Genomic DNA, 25,673 nt, shown 5'->3' on the forward strand with positions numbered 1-25,673 from the left:
ACTTTGCACTATTGCGCAAGACTAAATCTTAGCTGTGTTCCAAAAGCTGTAGTAGCCGTCTTAAACGAACTGACTTTTGGTTCCGTTACACTCCGCTCAAAATACATGGTCAGGTCCAGCTGGTCATTGAGTTTATAGGTAAATGATGGTCGCAACTGAAAGTTGGTATTCCCTGTAGTCACCTTGTTTTCGCCTTCCAGCTTGCGCTGGATAGTCTCGGCATCTCTTATAGTCATACTTACACGCATGGTCACTGCATTGTCCAGCGTGATCGTGCGGCCCTGTATCCTAAATGGCAGCTTAAATTCTTCCTTGGTATATCCAAAATCCAGTGTCACATCATTGCTGGTGGTCTCAGTGATTTGGGCATTGGCCAGGCTCAATGAAAGGTTTCGGTCTTTCTTATATTCCAGGCGGGTGGAAATATTGCTCTTGGTCCTGAAGTTGATTCCAATCAATGGGGCAAACTGCTCTGAAATAGTCACCTGATTAAGGATGTACACTGGTGCGTATCGCCCGGTGCCCGTAGTGTCTGTGGCCTGAGGGTAGTCCAGCACGTTGTTGTTGAGTGTCACACTCAAGTCATCCCCGAGTCTGTCACCGTAGGTGTCATTGTCAAAGTTGTAGTCATTTACATTGTACAATGAACGGTAGCCATGGGTGAGCGTGATGGACGAAAAGAGTTCTGCCAGCACAGGGATTTTGGATAGTCCATTATAATCCACTCGCCATCCCGGCAACGGGATTTTAGGGAATGGAGAAAGACTTACATCGGAGGTACTCTGACCCGAATAGGCGCTGATAAATGCCGGCACCAGTACATCCTGAGACAAAGAATCATAAAAGCCTATTTCATTATTCAAGGCGGTTTGCCTGATTCGGATTTTCTCAATGTTTTCGGCAAAAGTCTCGAACGCTTCCGACGTGTTGCCAGGCCCCCTCTTATCAAATGCAGTGCTGATACTCATGAACGAAATATTGTAACTCCCCTTTCTGGAAGGCGTCAGAGACCTGAATCCGTTATTGTTTGTTCCTTCATCCGAATACCTAAAAAGCTCCTCGTAGGTAGCGTTGTTGGTGCGCTTGGCATCTAGCTGAATCTTCAAATCCTTCGCTGGCTCAATGGACGCCCTTAGACCAAGGTCAGTAGTGTATGCCTGCATAAATGGTGATGACAGGTCGGGATTTTTGTTGAGCCAGTCATTGTCAGCAGCCCGGAATCGAATGTCAGGATCCTGACTCCCCAATATGAACCCCCATCCGGGTGCATTGAAGCCACTGTCCATACCCATGAGGAAAGCGCGTGGCGAATAGCCGGACAGGGTTGTGCTTTCCCTCACACTGTAGGTCACGTTGATATTGCGCAATGACATGACAGTCCTCAAAAAACTTTTGCCTATGTTGAACCCGGGTGCCTCTTCTCCGGCTTTGGCTCGTGGTGGAGAATTGATTTCCTTCAAAAAGGTGACTTTATTGTACAGCTTAACCATGTCCACCTTTCCTGAAAGCCCCTGTTCCCTTCTGTTTTCAATCGTATTCCCAAAGAAGAGCGAATCATGATCCACCTGTGACCCTGCTGTCCAGGTATATCCTGTTGCATACTTGATGTCTGCACTCAGCCAGTCGGTCAGCGGGAGTTTATCGAGTGGCGTTTTATAGGTGGCGGACATGTCCTGAGCAAAATTTTTCATCCTGCCCAGGTCCTTAATCTCTTCCCAAACATACTCACGCTCCTCCTGGGTAGTGATGTCCCCTTCAATGATCCCATCCGGCTCATCAATCACGGCATTCACCCTGGCAGTATAGTCGAGGTTCAGGCTTTTGAAAATATTCCAGCGCAGGTTATAGTTTCTATTGAAGGTGAAAAGGCGCTCATAATAAGGGGCCAGGTCAGGAGAAACCTCCAGTTGGTCATTATAGAGCTGGGTCATCCTGAAGCTTCGGTCCAAATCGGCCCTGAATGCCAGACTGCTGGGGAGCAGTGATAAATTGATGTCCTTGATTAACTTCAGGTAAGGACTCTTCAGGGCTTCCAATTTGGCAAAGGGCTCCAGCGAGATGGTTCGGGGAGCATAGTTATAAGCCACCCCACCACTTACCTTTTTCTGCAAATAGGTTTCAGTGTTCACATTACTGGTCATCACGTCGCTGTAAGCATAAGAAAAGGACAGGTTCTCCACATCGAAGAAGTGACTGTTCGCTTCAGGGTTTACTTTTTCCTTATGCACATTGGTGAAGTTAATGCTTCGCCTTTCCGTTCGATCTTCCACTATCCGCCGGTATCGCTCCCGTTCTTCATCAGAATCCATGGTAGCCAAAGAAGCTTCTAATGGTACGTCAGGATCCAGCGGATCAAATTGCGGAGTAACCCTGGATTTTTCATAGCTCACAAACATGGGCACTTTAATGCCTGTTTTCTCAGGAAGGAGAAATTTATCCACGTTGACATTGGCCGAAATATCATACTGGATGGTCTCGTTTCGTGTGCGTTGCTGGATGGTTTGCTGGATATTACCAAAGCCGATGGAAGTATACCTGGTGGAAGCTGAAACCGTGGCCACGTCAGCCAGTTTGGTACTTACCCGGGCATTGGCTGCCCACCCTTTTTTGGTGTCAAAGTCAGTAACCCGAAGCTCATTGGCCCAAAGACAAACAGATTTCGGCGCCCGGTCGTCGGACTCCGGATTCCGAACTCCCAGCATAAGGACCTGAACGGAACTGATATCGGGCCGCCCTTTGATGGTCAGCTTATACTGCCCATTATTAGAGGGAGTGCTGTATGGAACACTTTCGTCAAAATCATTCCTATTACGTTCAGATTTTATCCCCAGCAATTCATCAATGGACAAATCAATCTCATTCTCCAGCGGCCATACAAGCCTGGCAATGGCATCACCACTATTTCCATCAAGCCCTGTTGGGGTTACTTTCATAGGTACCTCTATCTCATAGTAGTTCTCTGTGAAATCTGTACCGAACCTCATAAAGGCATTGATTTCGTCATCCAGAAGCATTTCGCCATTGTGGGCCTCGGCGTGCAAAAACATCTGTAGGCGCCCGTAATTGATCAGGTCAAAAGTGACATTTTTATATACCGCCCGGGCGTCCTTATCTTCGAGATCATCCACACATACCTGCAGGGACTGTTCATTGAGCTGACGATTGATAATGGTGGTATTATCTCTGTCACGGTTGATGCCGGGAGGCACCACGTATGGGGACTTATTCTCCCCGCCAACGCTATTTTCTTCTATGTTCACCACCGACACATTGAAATCAGAATAGGAGGTTTCCGGGATTTCATTTAACCCAGGCTCATTGAGTGCCTCCTGATACTTCCGCCACTGGCTGCCTACCAGCTGTAGTTTGGTCATCCTGAAAACCACCGGCTGCTGAAAATTGGTGGCATACATACGCAGGTACCTCACCGTTTTAAACCCACTGATGCCCCCATACACCCTGTCAGGGTTTCGAATAGGAATTCTAAATAAGTACCATGTAGCCTCCCCGCTATCATCCTGCACTGCATCCACGATGTGATTTTTGCCTACTTCCAGCTCACCGGGCTGAAGTGAAAGGCGGTATTCATAATACTCCTCCAGGTCGGAAATGGTATTGTCCTGATTCAGATCCTCGTTGTCCGGGGTGGTGGTTGAGGCCCGGGTAATGCTATTGCCACTGTTCACCGGAGAGTTTCCGTCCAGTCCATTGTAGTTTTTGTATCGTTCGAGAATCTTCAAATCCTGATTATCAAGCTCACTACCAAGGAAATATTGAAAGTTGTCGCCAGAAGGATCACTCTTTAATTGATCCAGCACATCTGTGGAAACAGACACACGATTGATAAAATCGGCAAAGTAGGTCAGCTCCTCCTCATCTTTCAATCCCTCAAGTCCAATATCCTGATTGGCTCTGGCCGATCCCGAATTCTCAAAATAGTTAGTAAGAAAGGGCTCTGAAGGCACCCGACCCCACTCATTGGCGATGGTCTGCGCCGGGTCACCATTGGCCGGAAGGCCACTTTCAAAAGCGTGGCGGCCATCGGGAATCACGTCCTCAGATACACTCCCCAGGTTGAAGACCAAATCACCACCTGTGGTGTTGTTGGTATTGAATTTTCCATCCAGCACCCGGCCTCTGGGGCCGTCAATAAAAGGGTCAAGCATCCAGAATTCCAGATACTCTATGTTGGTCTTGTCAAAGTCCACCTCATTGGTAATGGCCCGGGTAATCCCTCCGTAGTTGGTTTTTGGGTCCGGGAGTAGCCCGTCTCTCGTCAGGTTGGGATTATAGTTGTACTGCCCCCTTTCATTGGGGAAGTAGGCAATATCAAAAAGCGTTTCAGGGGTGACAATCAAATTTCTGGATTGCTGTCTAAAAATCTCCTGAGGCAGAACCGGCCGAACATAATGGTTTTGCAAATCTTCATCGGTAATGTTGGTTGGCTTATTGGGTCCGCCAGTTCTGTAAAAAACCGATTGGTCCACAGAGTACCATGCCATTTTCGCCCGCTTATAGTTCAATCCGAGAGAGGAGCCCGCTTCAGTGCTTTTGTCAAACTTTCTATCGGTGGTCTTTGGTGTGGCCGCCAAATCCCACCCGGCCCAACCCCCAAGGTTAATCGGCGTGACGGCACTTTCAAAATCATCGATGTATGAAGTTCCTTTCCCATCCACAAGGTTAGAAGTACCTGGAATCATCTGTGCAAACTCTGCATTCACCGTGATGGACGAAGGCGCCTTGGTACTTACCAGTGGCAGGAAATCCATAAACTTGGTCAGGAAGGGGACTTCATCCTGAAAGTTGAGATCAAATCCGTATTTTGTGTTTCGGGTGGGTTCATCCCCGATGGTGTACCTGGAAACACCCCCCGGTTGCTCATTCAGCTGCAGTATGGTGGCTCCGATATTGAAATTTTCGCTGAACCTATAATCTGCCCGGGCTCCATAGAGCCATCGCGACTGAAAATTGAAAAGATCCGCTTTCTCATAGGCAATGTTAATGGTCTTCCCTGAACTCAGAATTCCTTCATTGAGAATGCGAACGCGACCCAGGTTATAATCTACCGTATAGTCCAGGCCTTCTGTAAGGGGTGTGTTTCCCGCGGTAACAATCACCGAATTTTCCGCAATATTGATACCCGGGAGGGCTATTTCATTGGATGATCCGGCATTGAACTTACCCAGGATAAAAAATTTGTTTTTAGAGGCCACCTGCTCGGCATCTGCCTTGGTGGTGTGGTAGAGGGTATCGTATACATACTTCTCCTTGAGCGAAACTTCATCACTTCCAAACTTGCTCTCCAACGTGGCTCCGAAAGGCTCAAGTACAGGAAAGATGATATTGCCATTCCTTACATCTATGGTCACCCCATCGATAAAGTCAAAATTTCCATCACGCTGGCGGTCATTGTTTTGGTTAAGCTGGTCCAGTCCCAACAACTCGATCAGGGGTTGATCTTTGGTAAACCTCCCTTCATGCAATGAAGGATTGTCAATACCCGTGGCATCATCCCGGTAGTGCACCCTCAGTGTAAATCCCTCCCGTTCAATCTGACTTGCATTGAGGTTATATATGTTTTTCATCATCAGGTCCCATGTAGGCACCTTGGTGTTGATCTTATTGGGCCGAAGCATCTTTAGAAGAATCACCTGATCGTCGGCCAGACCGGAGTAATCTTCAGTGAGCTCACCTACCCGATACGTTTTTCCATTGTAGCTGTAGGTATAGGATACGCCAAGCATCTCATCATTCTGGAGCTTTCGGAGAAGGGTGATATACCCCAGTCGGGTATTGACCACAAACTCGTCTTGCTCCAGGCGGCGAGCAGTTCCCACTTTCACAAAATCCGTACTATTAACAAATCCAAAGTCATTTTCCAGGGTGGTGGTTACCTGGTCACTACTTCTGAAGTTAGGGGTGTTGGTGACAGACTGAAACAAATCATTTGCGCCGTTATCCGTTGGCACACTGCCATCACCGGGGCCTACCTTTGGGTTGCCCTTTTGGTAGATGCGCTGGCCCTCACCCAAGTCCATCAGTCCCAGGACTTCTCTTGTCGACTTGGTGTCATTGTTCCTGTTGATGACATAAACCTCTACTCGGTTCACGTTGACACCAGAAGTGATCTGCGGTAGAGTCTTCAGCCACTTTTCGTAGTTCTCACGAAAGAAATGACCCAGGAAGAAATGTCGGTTTTCATCATAATTTGAGGCTCGCACTTCAAACTCTTTTCCCTGAAAACCACTTTCCACCGTGATCACATCACTTTTGCCCTGCTGACGTGAAACCACCCCGGTCAAATACAGCTTACCAAACTGAAGTTGGGTTTTTAACCCAAACAATGACTGAGCTCCGGTCATGAGGCTGTTAGAAACAGGCATGCTCACGTTTCCGATCTCTATTTTCTTCACTATATCCTCCTCGTAGCCTGTATACTCTACCTTAAGGTTATTCTGAAAGTCGAATGTGTTATTGTTGTCAAAATTGGCTGTCACCGCCAGCTTCTCACCAATTTTACCTACCAAATTCAGAGAGATCTGCTGATCAAAATTGAACCCTCCATTGCGCTGCTGACGGATCGGAATCGCAGGATTGTCTACCCGCTGAAATCGACCTCCAAAGTCAAGATTGACAAATCCATTGGGTTGAATATCCACATAGCTTCCACCAAATAGCCGGTCAAATACCGGGCTGATATACAGCCTGGGAATCAGTGAACGACCGCTTACAGCACTCTCCCCGTCCAGTCCTGAAGAGCGCTCCTGAAAATACTCTTTGGTAATCTGCTGGTCATTATAGCGGTCGTACTCCTCAAAAGTCATCGTGGTGACCGGTCGGAAATTAACATCTCCAATCCGCTCAGAAACCGAGTAGTTCACCGTGGAGTCAAAATCAACCTGCAGGTCAATAGACGAAGGATCAGCCAGCAACAGGGGCGAAGGACTTATCCTATTTGAGAAAGGATCACCAAAACGATAGGCTGGTTGAAACGTTGGAGCCTTTGTTGGCGTATAAGGAGGAATAGTATCAGTACGGACGGTGTCTTGTCTGGAGGTATCCTGAAAAACAAGGACGCTCGAAGAAGCTGATAGAGACGTTGCTTCAGGTAGGGATACCCAAAGGCAAAGCGATATCGCACTTACCAAATGTTTTATGTAAGTTTTCCTCTTCAAATACGTTTTCCTCTTCAAACAAGAATAATACCTATGCTCTCTTCAGAGCCAGCTTAATCAACTCCTCAAGTTTAATTTGCTGTCCGTTTTGTTTCAAAATTAAATCTATACTTTTTTCTGCTGCTGGCTTGCCTATCCCCAATGTGGTCAAGGCGGATAACGCCTCACTCCTCAAACTATTGCTTGCAGAAGGCACAAAATCCAAACCTTTTTCCAGCAGGCCTTCTTTCTTCATCTTATCCTTCAGTTCCAGGATAATCCGCTGCGCGGTTTTCAACCCGATCCCTTTCACAGACTGGATGGTGCGTACGTCATCACTCAAAATAGCCTGTTGCAGTTCCTGGGGCGACAAAGAAGATAAGATCATCAGCCCTGTACTCGGACCCACACCTGAGATGGAGATGAGCTCCAAAAACCTGCGTTTCTCGGATTCCTCCGAAAATCCAAACAGGGTATGAGCATCTTCTTTGATATGCAGGTGCGTATAAAGTTTGGTTTCTTCCAGGTTCTTGATTGCTGCAAAGGTGATGAGGCTGATTTTTGCCTCGTAACCTATCCCATTGATATCCACCACCACGTAGGTCGGGTCTTTGACAGCCAGTTTGCCCTCCAGGTAATTGATCATTTTGCTTTTTCTCTTTTTTCGTTGAGCTGGGCATCCACCACCGCTATAGCCACCATGTTGAATATGTCGCGCACCGAGCTACCCACCTGCAGTACGTGCACTGATTTATTCATTCCCATAAGTACAGGACCAATGGCCTCAGCACCTCCCAGTTCCATCAACAATTTATAAGCGATGTTACCCGAGTCAAGATTAGGAAAAATAAGGGTGTTCGCAGGATTTTTGGCCAGCTCACTAAAGGGATAATTCTCCCTGAGCAAGTCTTTGTTAAGGGCAACATTGGCCTGAATGTCTCCGTCAATAACCAGCTGAGGCCATTTCTCCTTGGCCAGTTTCACAGCCTTAGCTGCTTTTTCAGGCACTTCACCTCTGGCCGACCCAAAGTTGGAATAAGATAACATGGCAATGCGGGGCTCAGTATCAAAAAACTTCACCACCCTGGCTGTAAGCCCGATGATGTCTACCAACTCCTCTGCCGTGGGATTAAGGTTGACAGTGGTGTCTGCAAAAAAGAAATTACCCTTGTTATTGCTGATGATGTACATACCCGCCACCCGATTGATGCCAGGCTCCACACCGATAATCTGTAGTGCAGGCAGGATGGTCTTTGGGTAGTCATTGGACAACCCGGAAATCAGCGCATCGCCCTCACCTAGCTGCACCATCATCGCTCCAAAGTGGTTTCGGCTCCTCATCATGGATTTCTGTGCCATCTTCAGGGTCATCCCCTTTCTCTGACGCATTTTATAAAAAACCTCCGCGTACTGATTTACCCGGGCTTCCTCCTTATAGGGATCAGTGATCTTACAATCGAGTAAGCCCTCCAGCTCATTTTCTTTAATCAGTGAAATAATCTTCTCTTCGTTGCCCAGCAGAATGGGGATGGCCACTCCTTCGTCCATAGACATTTGAGCAGCCTTTAGGATATTCACATCATCTGCCTCCGCAAAGACCACTCTTTTTGGATTTCGTCTTGCTCTTGTTACGATTCGTGAAATTAAGCGCTGATCGATGCCTATTCTTTCCTGAAGCTCCAGCTCATATTTCTCCCAGTCTTTAATCTCGATCCGTGCAACACCACTGGCTATAGCTGCCTTTGCCACAGCCGGCGAAATGGTCGTGATCAGCCGGGGATCCAGGGGCTTTGGGATCAGGTACTCTCTGCCAAACTTCAAATTGCTCTGACCATAGGCCTTTAGCACCATCTCTGGCACTGTTTGCTTAGCCAGATCCGCAATGGCCTTCACGGCGGCCAATTTCATTTCTTCATTGATGGCCGTGGCACGCACGTCCAGTGCCCCCCTGAAAATGTAAGGAAACCCCAGTACATTATTCACCTGATTGGGATGATCGGATCGGCCGGTGGCCATCAGAATATCCTTCCGGGTCTTTATGGCCAGATCGTAGGCTATTTCCGGGTCCGGATTCGCCAATGCAAAAACAATCGGATCTTTCGCCATCTTCTTCAGAGTGGCTGGTTTCAGAATGTTCCCAATAGAGAGTCCGAGAAAAACATCAGCTCCCACTAAGGCATCCTCAAGGGTATCCACATCCTCGCGATCGGTGGCGTAACGCGCCTTGCTTTCGTCCAGATTGCCTCGTGATTTTTTCACAACTCCCTTGCTGTCGGTCATGAGGATGTTTTCCTTTCTGGCACCCAGAGAGGTGTAAAGATCCGTGCATGCGATAGCGGCAGCTCCCGCTCCGCTCACCACGATGGTCACCTCTTCAATTTTCTTTCCACAGACCTCCAGGGCATTGATGAGGGCCGCAGAGGAAATGATCGCTGTCCCATGCTGATCGTCATGCATCACAGGGATGCTCATTTTTTCGCGAAGCTCTCTTTCTATTTTGAAGCTTTCAGGTGCCTTAATGTCTTCGAGGTTAATGCCTCCAAATGTCGGCTCCAGACTCTTGACGATTTGAATGAATTTATCCGGATCAGTTTCGTCTATTTCTATATCGAACACATCGATCCCAGCAAATTTCTTGAATAAAACGCCCTTTCCTTCCATCACAGGCTTTGAAGCCTCAGGGCCAATATTTCCCAGCCCAAGTACCGCTGTCCCATTGGAGATGACACCTACCAGATTCCCTTTGGCGGTATAACGATACACATCTTCTTTGTTGGCTGCAATTTCCAGACATGGCTCTGCCACTCCGGGGGAATAGGCCAACGCAAGATCATGCTGGCTACTCAGGGGTTTGGTGGGAGTTACTTCTATTTTCCCGGCAGGCTTCGACTCATGAAAGTCCAGCGCCTCCTGTCTTCTTATTTTGGCACACATAGGTCGGTTGTTGTTTTTATTTGGGGATAATTTTTCAGGTTGGATCTCCCACCTCGGAAGAAGTCCTAAAGGTAGACAAGATCGCATCTACTTCCCGTACCAAAGGTTTCTTTTTAGTACCGGGAGCATACACGTACCCTTCTATGTAGTATAGTTTTTGGGTTTTCTCGTCCACAAAAGTATAACTGACAAATGGCCCCCCGGCTGAGTTGTTGTTAATCTTCCACAAGCCACGGGCTTCCACAGCAAATTTGCCATTGAAAGTCACCCGCTCAGTGTACACCGGAATAATGTCCTGCCGCTGGATATAAAGGTCGGGCTTTTCTGAATCTCTGAGGTATGTCCCTGTAATCTCATCTCTGAGTTCATCTACGTGCTCAAAGACCTGTCGGTCTTTGTAGTCTCCCTCATAAATAAAGACATTAAGCTCCGAGTCTGCCTCCAGCCTTCTCAGCCATATAAAATCCCTGACATCTTTGGCCAGGTCCCATCCGAAAGGCACCTGAATCTGATAGCCATGATTTTCAGTGATGGCCGCCATCATTTCAGACTTGGTTTTCTTAAGTGTCTTCTCTCGGGTTCTCTCTCTTACTGCAGACTCAAAGAGCTCCACCAGGCTGGATTTATTGTCTTTAATCTGCTCCACCAGTTGCTCTTCATTTTGACCAAAGAGATAGAGTACAATCTGCCCTTTGGCAAATTCATCTTTGCGTACCGTATAAAAGAGAGAACTGTCCTGCTGGATCATCTTGAGAGAATTGTCTGTAAAATTCTCTCGGATGGTTTTACTCTCCAGGGTTCGCGAGTCCAGCGTCATCACGAAAATCATATTCCGGGCATGCTTGAGTACGGAGTTAAGCTTTCTGGGATTGACTTTGTTCAATGAAAATTCATACTCATCCTGATTGAGTACACGCATGTATTGCTGATACATGTTCCGTAGGGTATTGCCGAGCTCACCTTCCCACTGTGTAGAGTCAATCACGAGAATGATCTCATCCGCTTCTCCTCGTGCCAGTGGCTTGAAATCTTCCTTCACCTTATCTGTGGCGCTCTTGCAGCTGGTGAAAATTAAGATTGGGACAAGAAAAAATAGAAATAATGTTCTCATAACTTTTTAGGTTTTGGGACTCCTACAAAAAATAGAAGATTACACTACTAACGAAACTATTCGGAAGATATGATGAGCTGCTGACCGGGTTTAATGGTATTTGACGTCAAGTTATTCAGCGCCTTTATTTTTTCGATGGAAAGACCTGAATAGGTATTGGCAATTTCCCAGAGGGTATCCCCATTCTGCACATGATGCACCCTCCTTCCTTCAATGGCCACCGCTTTATTTTCAGTGCGTGCTGAGCTGGCATAAAGATCCTTTGTGGAGCTATTATAGGTAGGCAACACCCATATCTGGAGGTACTGCCCCACTCTGATCATATTGCTATTCAGATTATTCCATGACTTGAGGTCTGTCACCCGCACACCGTACCTGTTGGCAATAGTGCCCAAAACGTCACCACTTCTGACCCTGTAGACCTGTTTTTCCCGGCCGTATGTGCTTCCCGGAGTATTCCTGGCCAGATAATCCAGCTGTTCCTTGCCTACCTTCCCCGGTGCGTCATAAAAGAAAGCGCGATTGCTCACGACCGTATCTTTCAGGTCAGCAGGAATTCTCAATGCAAAATTCTTTGTCCCTTCGGGTATGGCTCCCCTTTTGATGTTTGGATTCAGATTTAGAAGATCATCGAGGCAGACGTTTAGCTGTTTGGCAAAGGTCTCCAGATGGAAGTACTGACTGATCATTATGGTGTCGAATCGCGGAAAAATCTGATGCGACTCAGGAAAAAGATTGTGCTCCGGTGCGTAATTGAAAGTATAGCAAATGGCCACAAACTGCGGCACATATGACCTGGTCTCTCTCGGGAGATAGGGATAAATCTCCCAGAATTTCTTTTTGTATCCACTTCTTCGAATGGCCTTGCGCACATTGCCAGGGCCACAGTTGTAGGCGGCGAGAGCCAGCTCCCAGTCATCAAACATGCTGTAAAGATCACGAAGGTGCCTGGCAGCAGCATCCGTTGAAGCATAGGGGTCCATGCGGTCATCCAGATACCAGTCGTTGTTCAGACCATACATCTTTCCGGTAGAGGACATGAACTGCCATAAGCCCACTGCGTTTGCACGTGAAATGGCGTTTGGTCGCAACCCGGATTCTACTATAGAAAGGAATTTCAGTTCATCTGGCAGATTATATTTGGCCAGGGTCTCTTCAAAAATGGGGAAGAAAAGTGCTGTTTTGTTCAGCACCTCCTGCGTGTAAGGCCTGTCACGCACGGTGAAGTAATCAATGAATGACTTCACCTTTTCATTATATTCCAGAGAAACTTCCGACTCAATGCAGGAGATTCGGTCTGCAACTTCCTCATAGGAAGCATCCGGTATGTAGTCATAGCCAAAGTCAGACTGAGCTTTGGCAGCTATCATACTGAATACAAATAATCCAAGGAAAAATATCCTCATACGCTTCATAACAGTAAATCTATCGGATTAATTATCTAAAAGGTAATTTGAGAAGGCCAATAATTTTTGCTCTTCGAATGCTTTGGACAAAATCTGTAGGCCAATGGACATCCCTTGCTGGTCTCTACCCATGGGTATGGATATGGCCGGAACACCCGCTACCGATGCCTGTACGGTAAATAAATCCGCCAGATACATCTCCATGGAGTTCTCTGTTTTCGACCCAAGCTCGAATGCCGTCGTGGGCGCTGTGGGCATAATAATAAAATCAAAACGCTCCAGCAGCTCATTCAATTCATTCTGAATCATCCTTCGTGCCTTTTGTGCCTTGATGTAATAAGCATCGTGGTAGCTGGCAGAGAGTACAGCCGTCCCCAGCAATATTCGCTTGGTCACTTCCTCACCGAACCCTTCGGTGCGGGACTTTTTGTACATTTCCTCGAGATTGCTGGCCTCAGTGGTGCGATGACCATATCTCACGCCATCATACCTGGACAAGTTGGAACTGGCCTCGGCGGTTGTGAGAATATAGTAAGTGGGTAAAGTGTATTCCATCAATGGAAAAGAAATCTCCTCCACGTGGTGTCCCTGGGCGCTCAATTCATCAATCTGTCTGGTAAAAGCCGCTTTGACCTCCGGGTTGAGGGCCTCATTGTCTAGGGTTTCCTTGAGGTATCCAATCTTATAACTCCTACCTGCCTGCAGGTGCTCACTATATGAAGGAACTTTTTGCCTGGATACAGTACTGTCATACTCGTCCGCGCCGGAAATCACTTCCAGTACGAGTGCTGTGTCCTTCACGTTGTTGGAAAATATACCAATGCAATCAAAGGTGCTGGCATATGCCGCCAAACCATGTCTGGAGATTCTGGAATAAGTGGGCTTAAGTCCGACGATTCCACAGAATGATGCGGGTTGCCGCACTGACCCCCCAGTGTCGGTGCCCAAAGAAACTGCACACATATCGGCCTGTACAGCCACAGCGGAGCCTCCCGAAGAGCCACCAGGCACACGGTTATGACCGTCGGCATTGACCACCGGACTGAAAGCTGAGTTCTCGTTGGAGGAGCCCATGGCGAATTCATCACAGTTATTTCGCCCTATGATGATGGCATCGGCATCCAGCAGCCGTTGCACTGCAGTGGCAGTAAATTGTGATTGAAATCCATCGAGGATTTTACTCCCACATTGCAGTGGGTGATCTTTGTAACAAAGTACGTCTTTGATGGTAACTACAAGTCCGGCCAGTTTACCTGCACTTCCGGACTTGATTTTTTGATCGATAAGGCGAGCCTGCTTTGTAGCCTCCTGATCATACACAGACAAGAGGGCATTCAACGTGCCATTCTTCTCCCGGATGTTCTTCAGGTAGTGGTCAACTATTTGACCGCAAGATATTTTACCTGCATCGAGCTGTTGCCTGATTTCAGAAAAAGAGGATTGAGCACGCAAATCTTAATCTGTTTTTTTCTCGCTAGGCTTTGCCTTCGCGCTTTCGTCGATCTCGTTTTTGATCTCTTTGGTGGCATCTTTAAATTCTCTGATACCTTTCCCCATTCCTCGGGCAATCTCGGGTATCTTCTTCGCTCCGAAAAATATGATCACAAATAAAATGATCACAATGAGTTCCCATCCTCCTGGCATTCCAAATGCTAACACCGTATTCATAGTGGTTGTGTTTAAAATTGACTCCAAAGATAGCTATAAAACGCTCCTACCAAAAAATCATTTGGGAGAAAGCCATTGCTCCGGATTAAGTTTTGCGTAGTTTTTCCAAACTTCAAAATGTACTTCTGAAACCCCATTGGTGTCTGTATGTACCGCTCCCAATGGTTGTGCTCTTTTAACAAGCGTTCCTTTCTTTACATTCACTTCCTTTAGACGGGAATAAACGGTATAGTACTCACCGTGCTGCAGAATCACCACATTGTACATGCCGGGGACATAGGCAATCTGAATCACTTTTCCATCGTAAACACTTTTGACGGATTCATCTTTTTGGGTTTGAATGTCCACTCCGGGGTTGTCCTGCATGATGCCTTTCATGACCGGATGCGGATGCTTCCCAAATTTTGAAGAGATGAAACCTGAGCTGACAGGCCAGGCGAGTTTATTTTTATTGGACTCAAAAGAAGCTGAAATCTCGTCCTCATTGGCAATGGCTGTGGAAGAGAGGGTTTTAGACCGCTCCAGTTCTTTCCGCACAATTTCCGCAATCAGGTTATCCAGCCGGTCAACCGCCTGTTTTCTGTCAGCCAATTCTTTTTTGAGCTCTTTCTCTTTCTTGGTAAGCTCCTGTACCAGGCCACTCTGCTTGGTTTTCAGGTTGATCAGCTTTCTGTTTTCTGCCAGCTGCTGATTAAGAAGCGTTTTTTGCTCGGATCTTTTGATCTCCACCTGATTTCTTTGAGCATCCAATTCCCGGGATACCTCCTCAATTTGACGCGCCTGAATTTTTCTTGCGTCGGCATATTGCTCCAGGTATTTCAATCGCATATAGAGCTGATTGAAGGTACGGGCTGAAAACAGAAAGGTAAGCTTGGAGTAGCCATGATTGGCCTTGTAGCTGCTATAGATCATGGCAGCGTATTCCTGCTTTAGGTTTTTCAAATCACTCTGAAGAGCATTTACCACAATGCTCAAATCATTGATTTCCCCATTGAGTAAACCCACTTCCTGATTCAGGGCGCTGATCAGCCCTTCACGGGCTTCTATTTGCTGGTTCAATGCTCTGAGTTGACCCAATGTGGCCTTTTTCTCTGATTCCGTATCACTGAGGATTTTCTCTGCTTCGGCGATTTTGCTCAGGTTCTCCCGCTTTTCCTGCTCCAGCTGGGATTTGGTTTTTTGAGCATAAACCCCAGATGCCAACAGCCAAACAAAAAAGCCAAAAAATGCCAATCGCTTACTTACGATCATATCGCTGTGGGATGTTAAAAGGAAATTTTAACGGTTTTTTCTCAATTTCAGTCTGTTTAAATTCGATGATCACTTTCACCGGATCCGTTCCTTTTTTGGCATACTCCAAAATGGCACTGATCTGAAAGGGGAAGACCTCTTCGTCAACCAACTGAAAATCAGTGTAATTTACTGAAATTGTATTTCGCGAAAGCGTATCCAGCACCTGGATCTTTTCCAACTTCATAGACGTTGTACCAATAAAATTCTCGAAGAGGTAGCTGCTGTGTTGCTGGCTATAAGCATAGGTACTTGCCGTCCTGACTAGTCGTTCCCGATCATAAGGGTACACCAGGTTGCCCAGCATGGCCGACTCCACCAGGCCGTAATTCAGATCAAAGTCAAGCTTTTTACTCAGCTCAGCAAAGCTGTACTTCATGAATACTTTGTTGATCTTGTCCAGTATGGTCACAGAATCGGTGGTAATCAGCACCCGCGCAGCCTCTATCCCCAGCCCTGGTGATAAGGATACCCATATAATACTATCTTTCCGGATGCGAATATTCGCGGAACCGGATACATTATTTTTTTCGGACTCAAAGTTGATTTTTGCTTTGGAAGACAAAAAATCAAACTTGGCGTCATTCACCACTAACCTGGTGCTGTTTCGATCAAAAATGTATGAGAACTTCTTATTACAGCCGGTAAGTAGAATGAGTGCGATCAATGATACACTTAACCAGCTATTCGTATAGTTTCCTGTCTGCAATTTTCTTCTCAATGTTTTTGGAGGCATCCTCATACTGGCTGGCGCGTTTCCACTGGTCGATGGCCTCATCTATCCGTCCCAATTTATACAATACATCACCATAGTGCTCAATAACCGTCCCATCATCCTGCAAATTAGCCGCTTTTCTTAGATAAATCAGTGCCTCATCGTAGCGTCCAAGTGTATACAGCACCCACCCATGGGTGTCCAGGTAGGTGGGATTATCCGGATGCATTGTTGCCAGCCTGGTGGACATAGAAAGTGCCTTATCCAGTTTTTCATTGCGAAGGCTCAGAAAATAGCTGTAGTTATTCAGCACATGGTCATTTTGAGGATCGGCCTTCAGGGCATCATCATAAGCACTATACGACTTATCGAACTGCTTCATGCCATTGTATGCATCGCCCAACTGCCCGTAGAAAACGGTCAGAAGTTTAGGATCCGTAGCATATTTTTTTCCCTGATCCAGTACTTGCACCGATCTCTTAAAATTTTTGGTGATGAGGTATCCCGTGCCCGCAAAATAATAGAGAGCCGCCTGATTTGGAAAGTACTCCATCGCTTGCTCGGCATGAACAATCACACTGTCAAACTGATTGAGGTCAGATTCGACACTGAGGATATTCTGCCACACACCATAGTTGGTCGGATCCAACTGGATCGCTTTCAGGTAAAAATTTCTGGCATCTTCTTTTCTCTCCAGCCGATACATTACATCTCCGGTGAAGGCCTGCACCTCATACTGAGCAGGATAATCGGCCGCCAGACTCATAGCCATTTGACTTACTTTCTCAAACTCCTCCGAGGTGATCACAAACTCCAAAAATCGATTCAGTACCTGAAGTTTAGCCTGAAAATCCACATCCGGAGAGCCCATTGTGCTTTCGGCCAACTCCATGGCCAACGCCGTATTACCCTCGCTCAATGCGATTTCACTCATAAGTAAATCAGCATGTTTATTGTTCTTTAGGCCCTGCAATCGCTCCTTAGCCTCATCCATGAGGTTCTGAGAGATCAGAAATTCACAAAGCTCAATAGCATACCGGTCGTTATCTGCATTTTCCTGGATCAGTTTGTCCCAGTCCGCAATCAGCGAGGGGTAGTCGCGCTTCTTCAGGTATATTTTCTGCTTTTCCCGCAGCACCATCTCATTCATGCCAAAAATTTCTTCGGCCTCCCGATAGGTAGCCAAAGCCTTTTCGTTTTTTCCCTGGTATTGATAAATGATGGCCAGATCAAACAGATAACTTTCAGTGCCCGGTATTTCATCAATCATCTGCTGGTACAGGCGGGCAGCTTCGTCAAAATCAGACAGGGCTTTGTGCACTTCTGCGGCAAGGAGAATATAGTATTTATTGGACCTGTCCAGGTTCATCGCCTTAGTGGCGTATGGAAGAGCCTCCCGGCTTTCTCCATTTTTGATGAGAATCTCTGCAATTTTAAAATTAATGACAGGGTTATTGGGCGCTATCTCCAGGGCAGCCTTGAAAAGCTCCAGGGCCTTGTATTCATTGTCCAGGATGAGCTCACGTTCAGCATCGATCAGCATGGTCTCAGCTTTGAGGGCCTCACTTTCTGACAACTCAGTGACATCAAGCGGCTCAAAATCTCCACCCTGATTATTTTTCTGACTGTAGCCCACCAGTGAGCACAACAACAACAACCCTATCCACAAATAATAATTCGCTCTCATATTATCCCTTCCATTCCGTAAAGTCACCCAGGCTAACCTCAGCTGGTTTTGCTTCCATGATAACGAAGTTTCCAACCATGGAGTTAACTAAATTAATGTCTTTTAAGTTGACATGATTCTGGATCAAAGAATCCTTAATCCGACTATTGCGAATCTCAGATCCTGCGCCTACTGAGACATTGGGCCCGATGACTGATGATGTTATCCTGACCGTTTCACCTATATACACAGGCGGAATGATCACGCTATCTTCAATAACAGCAGAATCGGCGATGATGTTCTGCCCAAGAAAACCCAGGTAGCGGCTATTTGACTGTACGGTCACCTTTTTATTGCCACAGTCCAGCCATTCGTCCACGGCACCAGTGGTAAATCGCACGCCCTCTTTCTTGAGGTTTTCCAGCGCGGTAGTGAGCTGAAATTCACCCGAGGCACGGACATCGTTTTCTATTATATAATCCAGTTGATCTCTGAGCTTCTCGCCTTCCTTGAAGTAATAAATACCAATAATCGCCAGGTCAGAAACAGGATTCTTTGGTTTCTCCACAAACTCAGTGATTACTCCCTCTATATCAAGATTGACCACTCCGTATGCACTCGGGTCTTCTACCCGTTTCACCCAAATAATGCCATCATCCTCGGTATTCAGTGTAAAATTCGCCTTAAACAAGGTGTCCGAAAAGGCAACCGTAACCCTGCCCTCAAGTACCTCACGGGCACAGTGCACCGCATGAGCGGTGCCCAGAGCTTCCTGCTGGTAAAAAATGTGACCAGTAGCTCCCACTGCCTGTGCTATTTGCAAAAGCTGGGCCTCCGTCTCCCGACCAAAATCACCTACCACAAATCCAATATGCTCAATCTTCTCTGGTGTCACCGCCGCTATGTCCTCCACCAGACGCTGCACGATGGGCTTACCGGCAATCGGAATAAGCGGTTTTGGAGTGGTAAGGGTATGTGGCCTGAGCCGTTTGCCCATACCTGCCATGGGTACGATGAGATTCATATTTTTCTACTTGTTGAAAGTCTGTTTGCGGAAATCCAATAACCATACCATTGCCACAAACAATGTGATTAACCCGGTGGCACTGAAATACTTATATTCCTGACAAAGGTCGCAAAAATAAAACGCTAATATGGAAAGGCCAGCTAAAGCCATATAAAAAAGCCCTTTCCCGGTTTTATATGGGACGAAGTAATGCTTTTGACCGATGACATAGCTCATGCATACCATGAGCAGATAGCTCAAGAAGGTAGTCATGGCGCTGCCCATATAGCCGAGCACCGGAATCAGCGCAAAATTGAGCCCGATGGTGACCAGAGAGCCAAGAATGGTAATCCACGCCCCATATTTCGTCTGATCGGTAAGCTTGTACCATACCGAGAGGTTGAAATACACGCCGAGAAACAGCCCTCCGCCCAATAACCACGGTACTATATCCAATGCCGACAAATAGCTGGACTGCCTCAGAAACAGCGGAGCAAGGTCTTGCAGAACGAGGGAAATCACGAGCCAGGAGAACGATCCGAAAATGATAAAGCCGTGCATCACTTTGGCAAAAAGTTCCGGTGAGTTTTTGTCCGCTGATTTTGAAAAAAAGAAAGGCTCAAAAGCATACCTGAATGCCTGAACCGCGAGCGTCATAAATACTGAAAGCTTGTAGCAGGCGCCGAAAACACCCAGAATCTCCTGATTGCTCTGTCCCGGGTAAAACCCCACAGGAAGCCAGTATTTCAAAAGCACCCGTGAGAGCATTTCATTAGTGACCCCCGCAAAACCCATCACCAAAAGTGGGGCCGCATAGAGCATCATCACCTTCCAGTCCCGCCCCATCAAGAGTTTCATCCTGATGAGCCACGGTGCAAAAAACAAGAGATAAAATCCGTTGGCAATGAGATTGGAGATAAAAACATACCCTACACCCAGCTGGGGAAAATAAATCAACCAAATGGAAGAATCAGGAAACTGAGCCAGCCACCAGGGACAAAAAACCAGAAAGAAAATATTCAGGCCAATGTTCAAACCAATATTACCCAGCTTGAAGGTGGCAAACCTTAATGCCTTACCTTCCAACCTGAGTCGTGCAAATGGTACGGCCACTATGGCATCTATGGCCAGCACGAGTGCCAGCCATACCACATATTTGCCTTGCCCGGGATATTCCAAAAGGGAAGCAATACCTTCCGAAAACAGGATGAGTGCGGCGCTAAAAAGGACTGAAGTAGTAATCAGGGAAGTCTGAGCCACATTGAAGTAGTGTCGGGCATCATTACTTTTGGTGGCAAAGCGGAAGTACGCCGTTTCAAACCCATAGGTGTATACAATATTCAGAAACGCCACAAAAGCATATAGCTCCGTAACGACTCCATAATCCTCCGGTGAAAAAACTGCGGTGTAGAGTGGTACAAGTAGATAATTTAATACCCTCCCCAGTACACTACTGGCTCCATAAACTACCGTTTGGCTGGCAAGCTGCCTGAGTTGCCCCACTATTCTCCCTTAAACTCAGGTTTTCTTTTTTCCATAAATGCGGCAGCACCTTCTTTAAAATCATCCGTGCCACAACACCTCGCAAAGGCATTGGCTTCTGTCTGGTAGCCATTTTCATCCTGATTGAAAACGGCATTCACACAATCGACCACCAGTCCTATGGCGATCGGGGCTTTTGAAGAAATCTTCTCCAAAAGGTCATTGGCTTTGGCCATCGCCGCTTCTTTATCCACTTCTGTGTAGTTCACCAGCCCATAGCTCAGGGCCTGGTTGGCATCCATCATATCTCCTGTCATCAGATACTCAAAGGCCCTGCCCTTACCGATGAGGTGAGTCAGTCGCTGCGTGCCTCCGTAGCCAGGAAGAATGCCAAGGTTCACTTCAGGCTGACCAAATCTGGCATTGGCCGTGGCCACGCGCATATGACATGCCATCGCCAGCTCGCAGCCCCCACCCAGGGCAAATCCATTCACCAAAGCGATCACAGGGGTATGGCAGTTCTCAATCAATTGAAAGACCTCCTGGCCTTCCTCTGAGAACTTTCTGGCATTCATTTCATTTAGTTCGGAGAATTCTCCAATATCCGCTCCGGCCACAAAGGCCTTTTCTCCAGCACCAGTAATGATGACACCACTAATATCCTTGTCATCATAGACAGACTGAATCACTTCTTTCAGTTCGGCTATTGTATCAGTATTAAGCGCGTTTAGTTTACTTTCCCTATTGATGGTTACGGTGAGAATACTCCCGTTAGTCGATAGAGAAAGATTTTGCAGGTCTGCCATAGGTTGATTGATTTCTAATGAAGTCGAAAGAAAAATTAAAAATCAGATTAAGTCAAACAATTTACGCAATAAGGACGATTTTCAAATGGCATTTGAATGCTTATTCTACTAAAGCCCGTTTTGCCTCGATATTATTTTGTTGAAACCAATTGTGCTTCAAGGTTGTCCAGCATAGTTGCTGTCATTTTTGCCAAATCAAACGAAGGGCTCCAATTCCAGTCTTCACGTGCCTGGTCATCTGCGATGCTATCAGGCCAGCTGTCTGCTATCTGCTGGCGAAAATCAGGATTGTACTCTATTTGAAAATCAGGGTATCGCTTGCTGATCTCCTGATAAATCATACTGGGCGAAAAACTCATACCCGAGATATTGTAGCTGGATCTCACCTTCAGTGCGGCAGGGTCTGCCTGCATCAGGTCTATGGTGGCCTTCACCGCATCATCCATATACATCATTGGTAGTAGTGTATCTGGCTTCAGAAAACATTCGTAGCTCTTATCGAGGATAGCCTTCCAGAAAATATCCACTGCATAGTCAGTAGTACCCCCTCCTGGCTTGGCCTTGTACCCTATAAGTCCGGGATATCTCATGGAGCGTACGTCCACTTTGTATTTCTGAAAATAATATTCACACCAGCGTTCTCCGGCCAGTTTGCTTATGCCATATACCGTATTGGGGTTCATCACGGTAGTTTGGGGAGTCTGCACCATCGGCGTATCAGGTCCAAATACCGCTATGGAGCTTGGCCAGTAAATTTTGGTAATTCTATCCCTTCCAGTTTCGAGCACGTTCAGCAGACTGGTCATGTTCAAATCCCAGGCGAGCATGGGGTTTTGCTCACCTCTGGCTGAAAGAATTGCTGCTAAATGATAAATCTGATCAATGTCGTGGGTAGAAATCACCTCATCAAGTCTGGATTTATCCATCACGTCCAGCTGCTCATAAGGTCCGTCTTTGATCAGATCCACTGCTTCGCGAAGATCAGATGCTACCACATTTTCAACACCAAACAGATCACGGAGTTTTAGGGTCAACTCCGTACCAAGCTGCCCACAGGCACCTATGACAAGTATTTTTTTCATCGAGGGGGGTTATGTCGTTTATTCTGGGCAAAAGTAGTAATTTGATATTTCTCGCCACTATAACCTTGAATCCTTCTAAATTTGTTTTCTCATGAATTTACGAGCTTACCTCATCAGCAAAAAAATAGATCCGGATCGCCTGAAAAGCAGTGAAAGCAACCTTTATAGGTCATTCAACCTTGTTTTCTCACAAATGCATCCGGACAGTTTCACAGCACAGAAGCTTTTTTTAATCAATAAATTAAGAAGAAAATACAGGCTGGAAAAAGAACCTGAAGAAAATGCCGTGAAGCAAGTGAAAAAGGTAAAACCAAAGATTGTTCCCAGATTAAAATAAACAACCCCAATGTACAACGCACTTAAAACAAAACTCGAAAACGAACTCGCAGAAATCAAGGAAGCCGGACTCTACAAAGAAGAACGAATTATCACTACCCCACAGGATGCCGTCATCAAACTCCAGGACGGCAAAGAAGTCATCAACTTCTGTGCTAATAACTATCTGGGGTTGTCTTCACACCCCAAAGTGATAGATGCTGCAAAAAAAACAATAGATACTCACGGCTTTGGAATGTCCTCCGTGCGCTTTATCTGTGGCACTCAGGACATCCACAAGGAGCTGGAGGAAAAAATTTCTGCCTTTTTGGGCACTGAGGATACCATCCTGTATGCGGCAGCTTTTGACGCCAATGGCGGAGTATTCGAACCTCTGTTAGGACCGGAAGATGCGATCATCTCGGATGCACTCAACCACGCCTCCATCATTGATGGTGTGAGACTCTGCAAAGCAGCAAGATATCGCTATGCCAACAACGATATGGCAGACCTGGAAGCTCAGCTGATTGCAGCATCAAAGGCCAAAGTAAAAGTGATTGTCACAGATGGAGTCTTCTCCATGGATGGTACTGTCGCCCAACTAGACAAAATTTGCGAACTGGCTGAGAAGTATGATGCGGTAGTCATGACCGATGAGTGTCACTCTACGGGATTTATGGGTAAAACCGGACGTGGGGTACATGAACACAGAGGGGTCATGGGCAGGATAGATATCATTACAGGCACTCTGGGAAAAGCGCTCGGTGGCGCATCAGGAGGCTTCACTTCCGGTAAAAAAGAAATCATCGAACTTCTGAGACAACGATCAAGACCCTATCTGTTTTCTAACACGCTCGCACCTTCCATAGTGGGGGCTTCTATCGCGGTGATCGATATGTTGTCAGAGACCACCGAATTGCGGGATAAGCTGGAAACCAATACGCGCTACTTCAGAGAACAAATGACTGCAGCGGGTTTTGACATTAAGCCGGGAGAGCATGCCATAGTACCCATTATGCTATACGACGCAGTACTGTCTCAAAAAATGGCTCAGAAACTGCTGGAGAAAGGAATCTATGTCATTGGATTTTATTTCCCGGTAGTGCCCAAAGGACAAGCGAGGATCAGGGTGCAGATGTCAGCGGTGCACGACAGGGCGCATCTCGACAAAGCAATCAAAGCCTTTACGGAGGTAGGAAAAGAACTGGGGGTAATCAGCTAGCCTTCGCGGATTCTTTCACGGGTGAATTTGGCTGTTCCTTCTTAGCTTCTTCTTTCTTCTTAGGCTCCTCCTTCTTGGTGGAGCCTTCTTGTTTGGCCTTCTTCAATACGTTATCGGTGCTGGTAGTTTCCTTAGCATCTTCGTATAGGTACTCATTGATTGCCTTGCGGAGCTCCTGAGTAGACAGGTTATGAAATATTGTACCATTCCGCATAGTAGAAATCTGGCCTGTCTCCTCAGACACCGCCACTACCAGTGCATCCGTGTTTTCAGACATCCCAATGCCCGCACGGTGCCTCAGTCCAAACTGGGCTGGCACCTCCCGCTCAGTCACAGGTAGAATACATCGCGCCGCTATGATCTTATTGTTATAAATGATCACTGCACCATCGTGCAGCGGGCTATACTTATTAAAAATAGCCATCAGCAATCGCTTTGAAATCACGGCATCCAGTCGATCACCTGACTCTGCAAAAAATTTCAACTCCGAGTTTTTTGAAATCACGATTAGTGCTCCGGTGTTGGTACCTCCCAGGGTCTTGGCTGCTTCTATCAGCGGGGTTACATCCGCTTTCTGATAATTTCCTTTGCTGGACCAGATGGACTTAAAGTTATCAAACAGGTTTCCTTCGTTAAAAATGGAGGTCCGACCCAATAGGAGCAGGAACTTGCGGATCTCCTGCTGAAAGAGAATAATGGCCGCCAAAACACCCACACCCATAAACTGACCCAACACATTACTGATCAGCTCCATCTCGGCAGCTTTTACCATCAGGTAAATGAGGTAAAGCACCAGAAATCCCAGAAAAACCTTTATCGCCACACTGCCCTTCATCAGCTTGTACACCTGATAGAGCAATATGGCAAACAGGAAGATATCGATGATATCCACCCAGCCTATTTCCAGAAATCCGATATTAAAACCTAAGATCAATTTACAATTTGATTAACGAGTTTTACTGCTTCCACCGCCTCCTTCACATCATGTACTCGGAGTATTGAAGTGCCCTTCAACAAAGCTACGGTATTTAATACAGTTGTGCCATTTAACGCGGCTTCTGCTTCAATATTTAATGTTTTATAAACCATCGACTTGCGGGATACCCCAATCAAAAGCGGATGACTCAGATGCTTTAAGTATTCAACGCGATTCAAAAGATAAAAATTCTGCTCCACGGTCTTGGCAAACCCAAACCCCGGATCAATGATCACATCTTTGATACCGGCTGACTTTGCCGCCGAAATGCGCTCTGAAAAAAAGTGAGTCACCTCACCCAACAGGTCTTCATATTCGGTGTGATGCTTCATGTCCTGTGGCGTACCTCGCATATGCATGGCAATATAAGGCACCCCCATCCAGCTCACACTTTCTAGCATCCGTCCATCCAGCATTCCCGCAGAGATATCATTAACGATGTGGGCCCCGGCGTTTATGGCTTCAATGGCCACCTCCGAGCGAAAAGTATCTATAGAAATAATTGCCTCTGGAAACCGGGAAGTCACTTGCCTGATCGGCTCCAGTACCCTATTAATCTCGTCTTTCACGCCAATATCCTCAGCACCAGGCCGTGTAGAGTACCCGCCTATATCCAGAAAAGTAGCTCCTTCATTGAGCATTTTCTCCGCCGAACGCAGCAAGTCAGTAATGGTCTGCTGCCTGCTGCCTTTATAAAAAGAGTCTGGTGTGACATTGAGTATTCCCATCACTTTTGGCACAGATAAGTCCAGCAGGGTTCCCTTGATATTTATAGATTTTTGAGCAGTCAATGTGTTAGATTTGTCGCGAACGAACGTCAGCATACAATATAACTTATTT

General features: G+C 46.6%; 18 protein-coding genes. 2 read left to right on the plus strand and 16 right to left on the minus strand.

Annotated features, from left to right (window positions below; all coding sequences use genetic code 11):
* Positions 1-8: 8 nt before the first annotated feature.
* From sprA to RIH33_RS09880, 14 genes are all read right to left on the minus strand, one after another.
* On the minus strand, positions 9-7,148 hold the full coding sequence (sprA, locus tag RIH33_RS09815; RefSeq protein ID WP_406650156.1) for a cell surface protein SprA: 7,140 nt from the start codon (positions 7,146-7,148) through the stop codon (positions 9-11).
* Positions 7,149-7,206: 58 nt separating this feature from the next.
* Entirely contained in the window at positions 7,207-7,800 is a 594-nt protein-coding gene (ruvA, locus tag RIH33_RS09820; protein WP_406650158.1) for a Holliday junction branch migration protein RuvA, read from the minus strand.
* Positions 7,797-10,088 (minus strand): NADP-dependent malic enzyme, encoded by a 2,292-nt coding sequence (locus tag RIH33_RS09825; RefSeq protein ID WP_406650160.1) that lies wholly within the window; start codon positions 10,086-10,088, stop codon positions 7,797-7,799. Before RIH33_RS09825 ends, ruvA begins: the two co-directional genes overlap by 4 nt.
* A gap of 34 nt (positions 10,089-10,122) precedes the next feature.
* Entirely contained in the window at positions 10,123-11,199 is a 1,077-nt protein-coding gene (locus tag RIH33_RS09830; protein ID WP_406650161.1) for a DUF4837 family protein, read from the minus strand.
* 56 nt (positions 11,200-11,255) lie between these two features.
* Positions 11,256-12,569 carry a LysM peptidoglycan-binding domain-containing protein gene (locus RIH33_RS09835; RefSeq protein ID WP_406650163.1) on the minus strand — a complete coding sequence of 438 codons (1,314 nt, stop codon included), beginning with the start codon at positions 12,567-12,569 and terminating at the stop codon, positions 11,256-11,258.
* Positions 12,570-12,632: 63 nt separating this feature from the next.
* Positions 12,633-14,057, minus strand: coding sequence for an Asp-tRNA(Asn)/Glu-tRNA(Gln) amidotransferase subunit GatA (gatA, locus tag RIH33_RS09840; protein ID WP_406650164.1), 1,425 nt, complete (start codon positions 14,055-14,057; stop codon positions 12,633-12,635).
* 3 nt (positions 14,058-14,060) lie between these two features.
* A complete protein-coding gene (locus RIH33_RS09845) occupies positions 14,061-14,273 on the minus strand; it encodes a twin-arginine translocase TatA/TatE family subunit (RefSeq protein WP_406650166.1) in 213 nt (70 codons plus the stop codon).
* 57 nt (positions 14,274-14,330) lie between these two features.
* Positions 14,331-15,524 carry a murein hydrolase activator EnvC family protein gene (locus RIH33_RS09850; protein ID WP_406650168.1) on the minus strand — a complete coding sequence of 398 codons (1,194 nt, stop codon included), beginning with the start codon at positions 15,522-15,524 and terminating at the stop codon, positions 14,331-14,333.
* A complete protein-coding gene (locus RIH33_RS09855) occupies positions 15,511-16,284 on the minus strand; it encodes a DUF4292 domain-containing protein (RefSeq protein ID WP_406650170.1) in 774 nt (257 codons plus the stop codon). Before RIH33_RS09855 ends, RIH33_RS09850 begins: the two co-directional genes overlap by 14 nt.
* Complete coding sequence (locus RIH33_RS09860; protein WP_406650171.1) at positions 16,247-17,965, minus strand: tetratricopeptide repeat protein; 1,719 nt, start codon at positions 17,963-17,965, stop codon at positions 16,247-16,249. Before RIH33_RS09860 ends, RIH33_RS09855 begins: the two co-directional genes overlap by 38 nt.
* 1 nt (position 17,966) lies before the next feature.
* Complete coding sequence (locus RIH33_RS09865; RefSeq protein ID WP_406650173.1) at positions 17,967-18,968, minus strand: sugar phosphate nucleotidyltransferase; 1,002 nt, start codon at positions 18,966-18,968, stop codon at positions 17,967-17,969.
* A 6-nt stretch (positions 18,969-18,974) separates the two neighbouring features.
* Entirely contained in the window at positions 18,975-20,453 is a 1,479-nt protein-coding gene (locus tag RIH33_RS09870; protein WP_406650175.1) for a lipopolysaccharide biosynthesis protein, read from the minus strand.
* Complete coding sequence (locus RIH33_RS09875; RefSeq protein WP_406650176.1) at positions 20,453-21,238, minus strand: enoyl-CoA hydratase/isomerase family protein; 786 nt, start codon at positions 21,236-21,238, stop codon at positions 20,453-20,455. The genes RIH33_RS09870 and RIH33_RS09875 overlap by 1 nt, the downstream gene beginning before the upstream one ends.
* 131 nt (positions 21,239-21,369) lie before the next feature.
* Positions 21,370-22,320, minus strand: coding sequence for an NAD-dependent epimerase/dehydratase family protein (locus tag RIH33_RS09880; RefSeq protein WP_406650178.1), 951 nt, complete (start codon positions 22,318-22,320; stop codon positions 21,370-21,372).
* Between the two features lie 91 nt (positions 22,321-22,411).
* Between RIH33_RS09880 and RIH33_RS09885 the strand changes: the two genes are divergently transcribed.
* Both RIH33_RS09885 and kbl read left to right on the plus strand, forming a co-directional pair.
* Entirely contained in the window at positions 22,412-22,657 is a 246-nt protein-coding gene (locus RIH33_RS09885) for a hypothetical protein (protein ID WP_406650179.1), read from the plus strand.
* 9 nt (positions 22,658-22,666) lie between these two features.
* Complete coding sequence (gene kbl, locus RIH33_RS09890) at positions 22,667-23,857, plus strand: glycine C-acetyltransferase (RefSeq protein ID WP_406650181.1); 1,191 nt, start codon at positions 22,667-22,669, stop codon at positions 23,855-23,857.
* On the opposite strand, the gene cdaA is transcribed toward kbl, so the two are convergent.
* Positions 23,850-24,791, minus strand: coding sequence for a diadenylate cyclase CdaA (cdaA, locus tag RIH33_RS09895; protein WP_406650182.1), 942 nt, complete (start codon positions 24,789-24,791; stop codon positions 23,850-23,852). The two genes, kbl and cdaA, sit on opposite strands and share 8 nt — an antisense overlap.
* Positions 24,788-25,657: a dihydropteroate synthase gene (gene folP / locus RIH33_RS09900; RefSeq protein ID WP_406650184.1), complete on the minus strand. Its 870-nt coding sequence runs from the start codon at positions 25,655-25,657 to the stop codon at positions 24,788-24,790. The genes cdaA and folP overlap by 4 nt, the downstream gene beginning before the upstream one ends.
* Positions 25,658-25,673 lie beyond the last annotated feature (16 nt).

The organism is Marinoscillum sp., from assembly GCF_040222955.1.
In the GTDB taxonomy this organism is placed as follows: Bacteria; Bacteroidota; Bacteroidia; order Cytophagales; family Cyclobacteriaceae; genus Marinoscillum.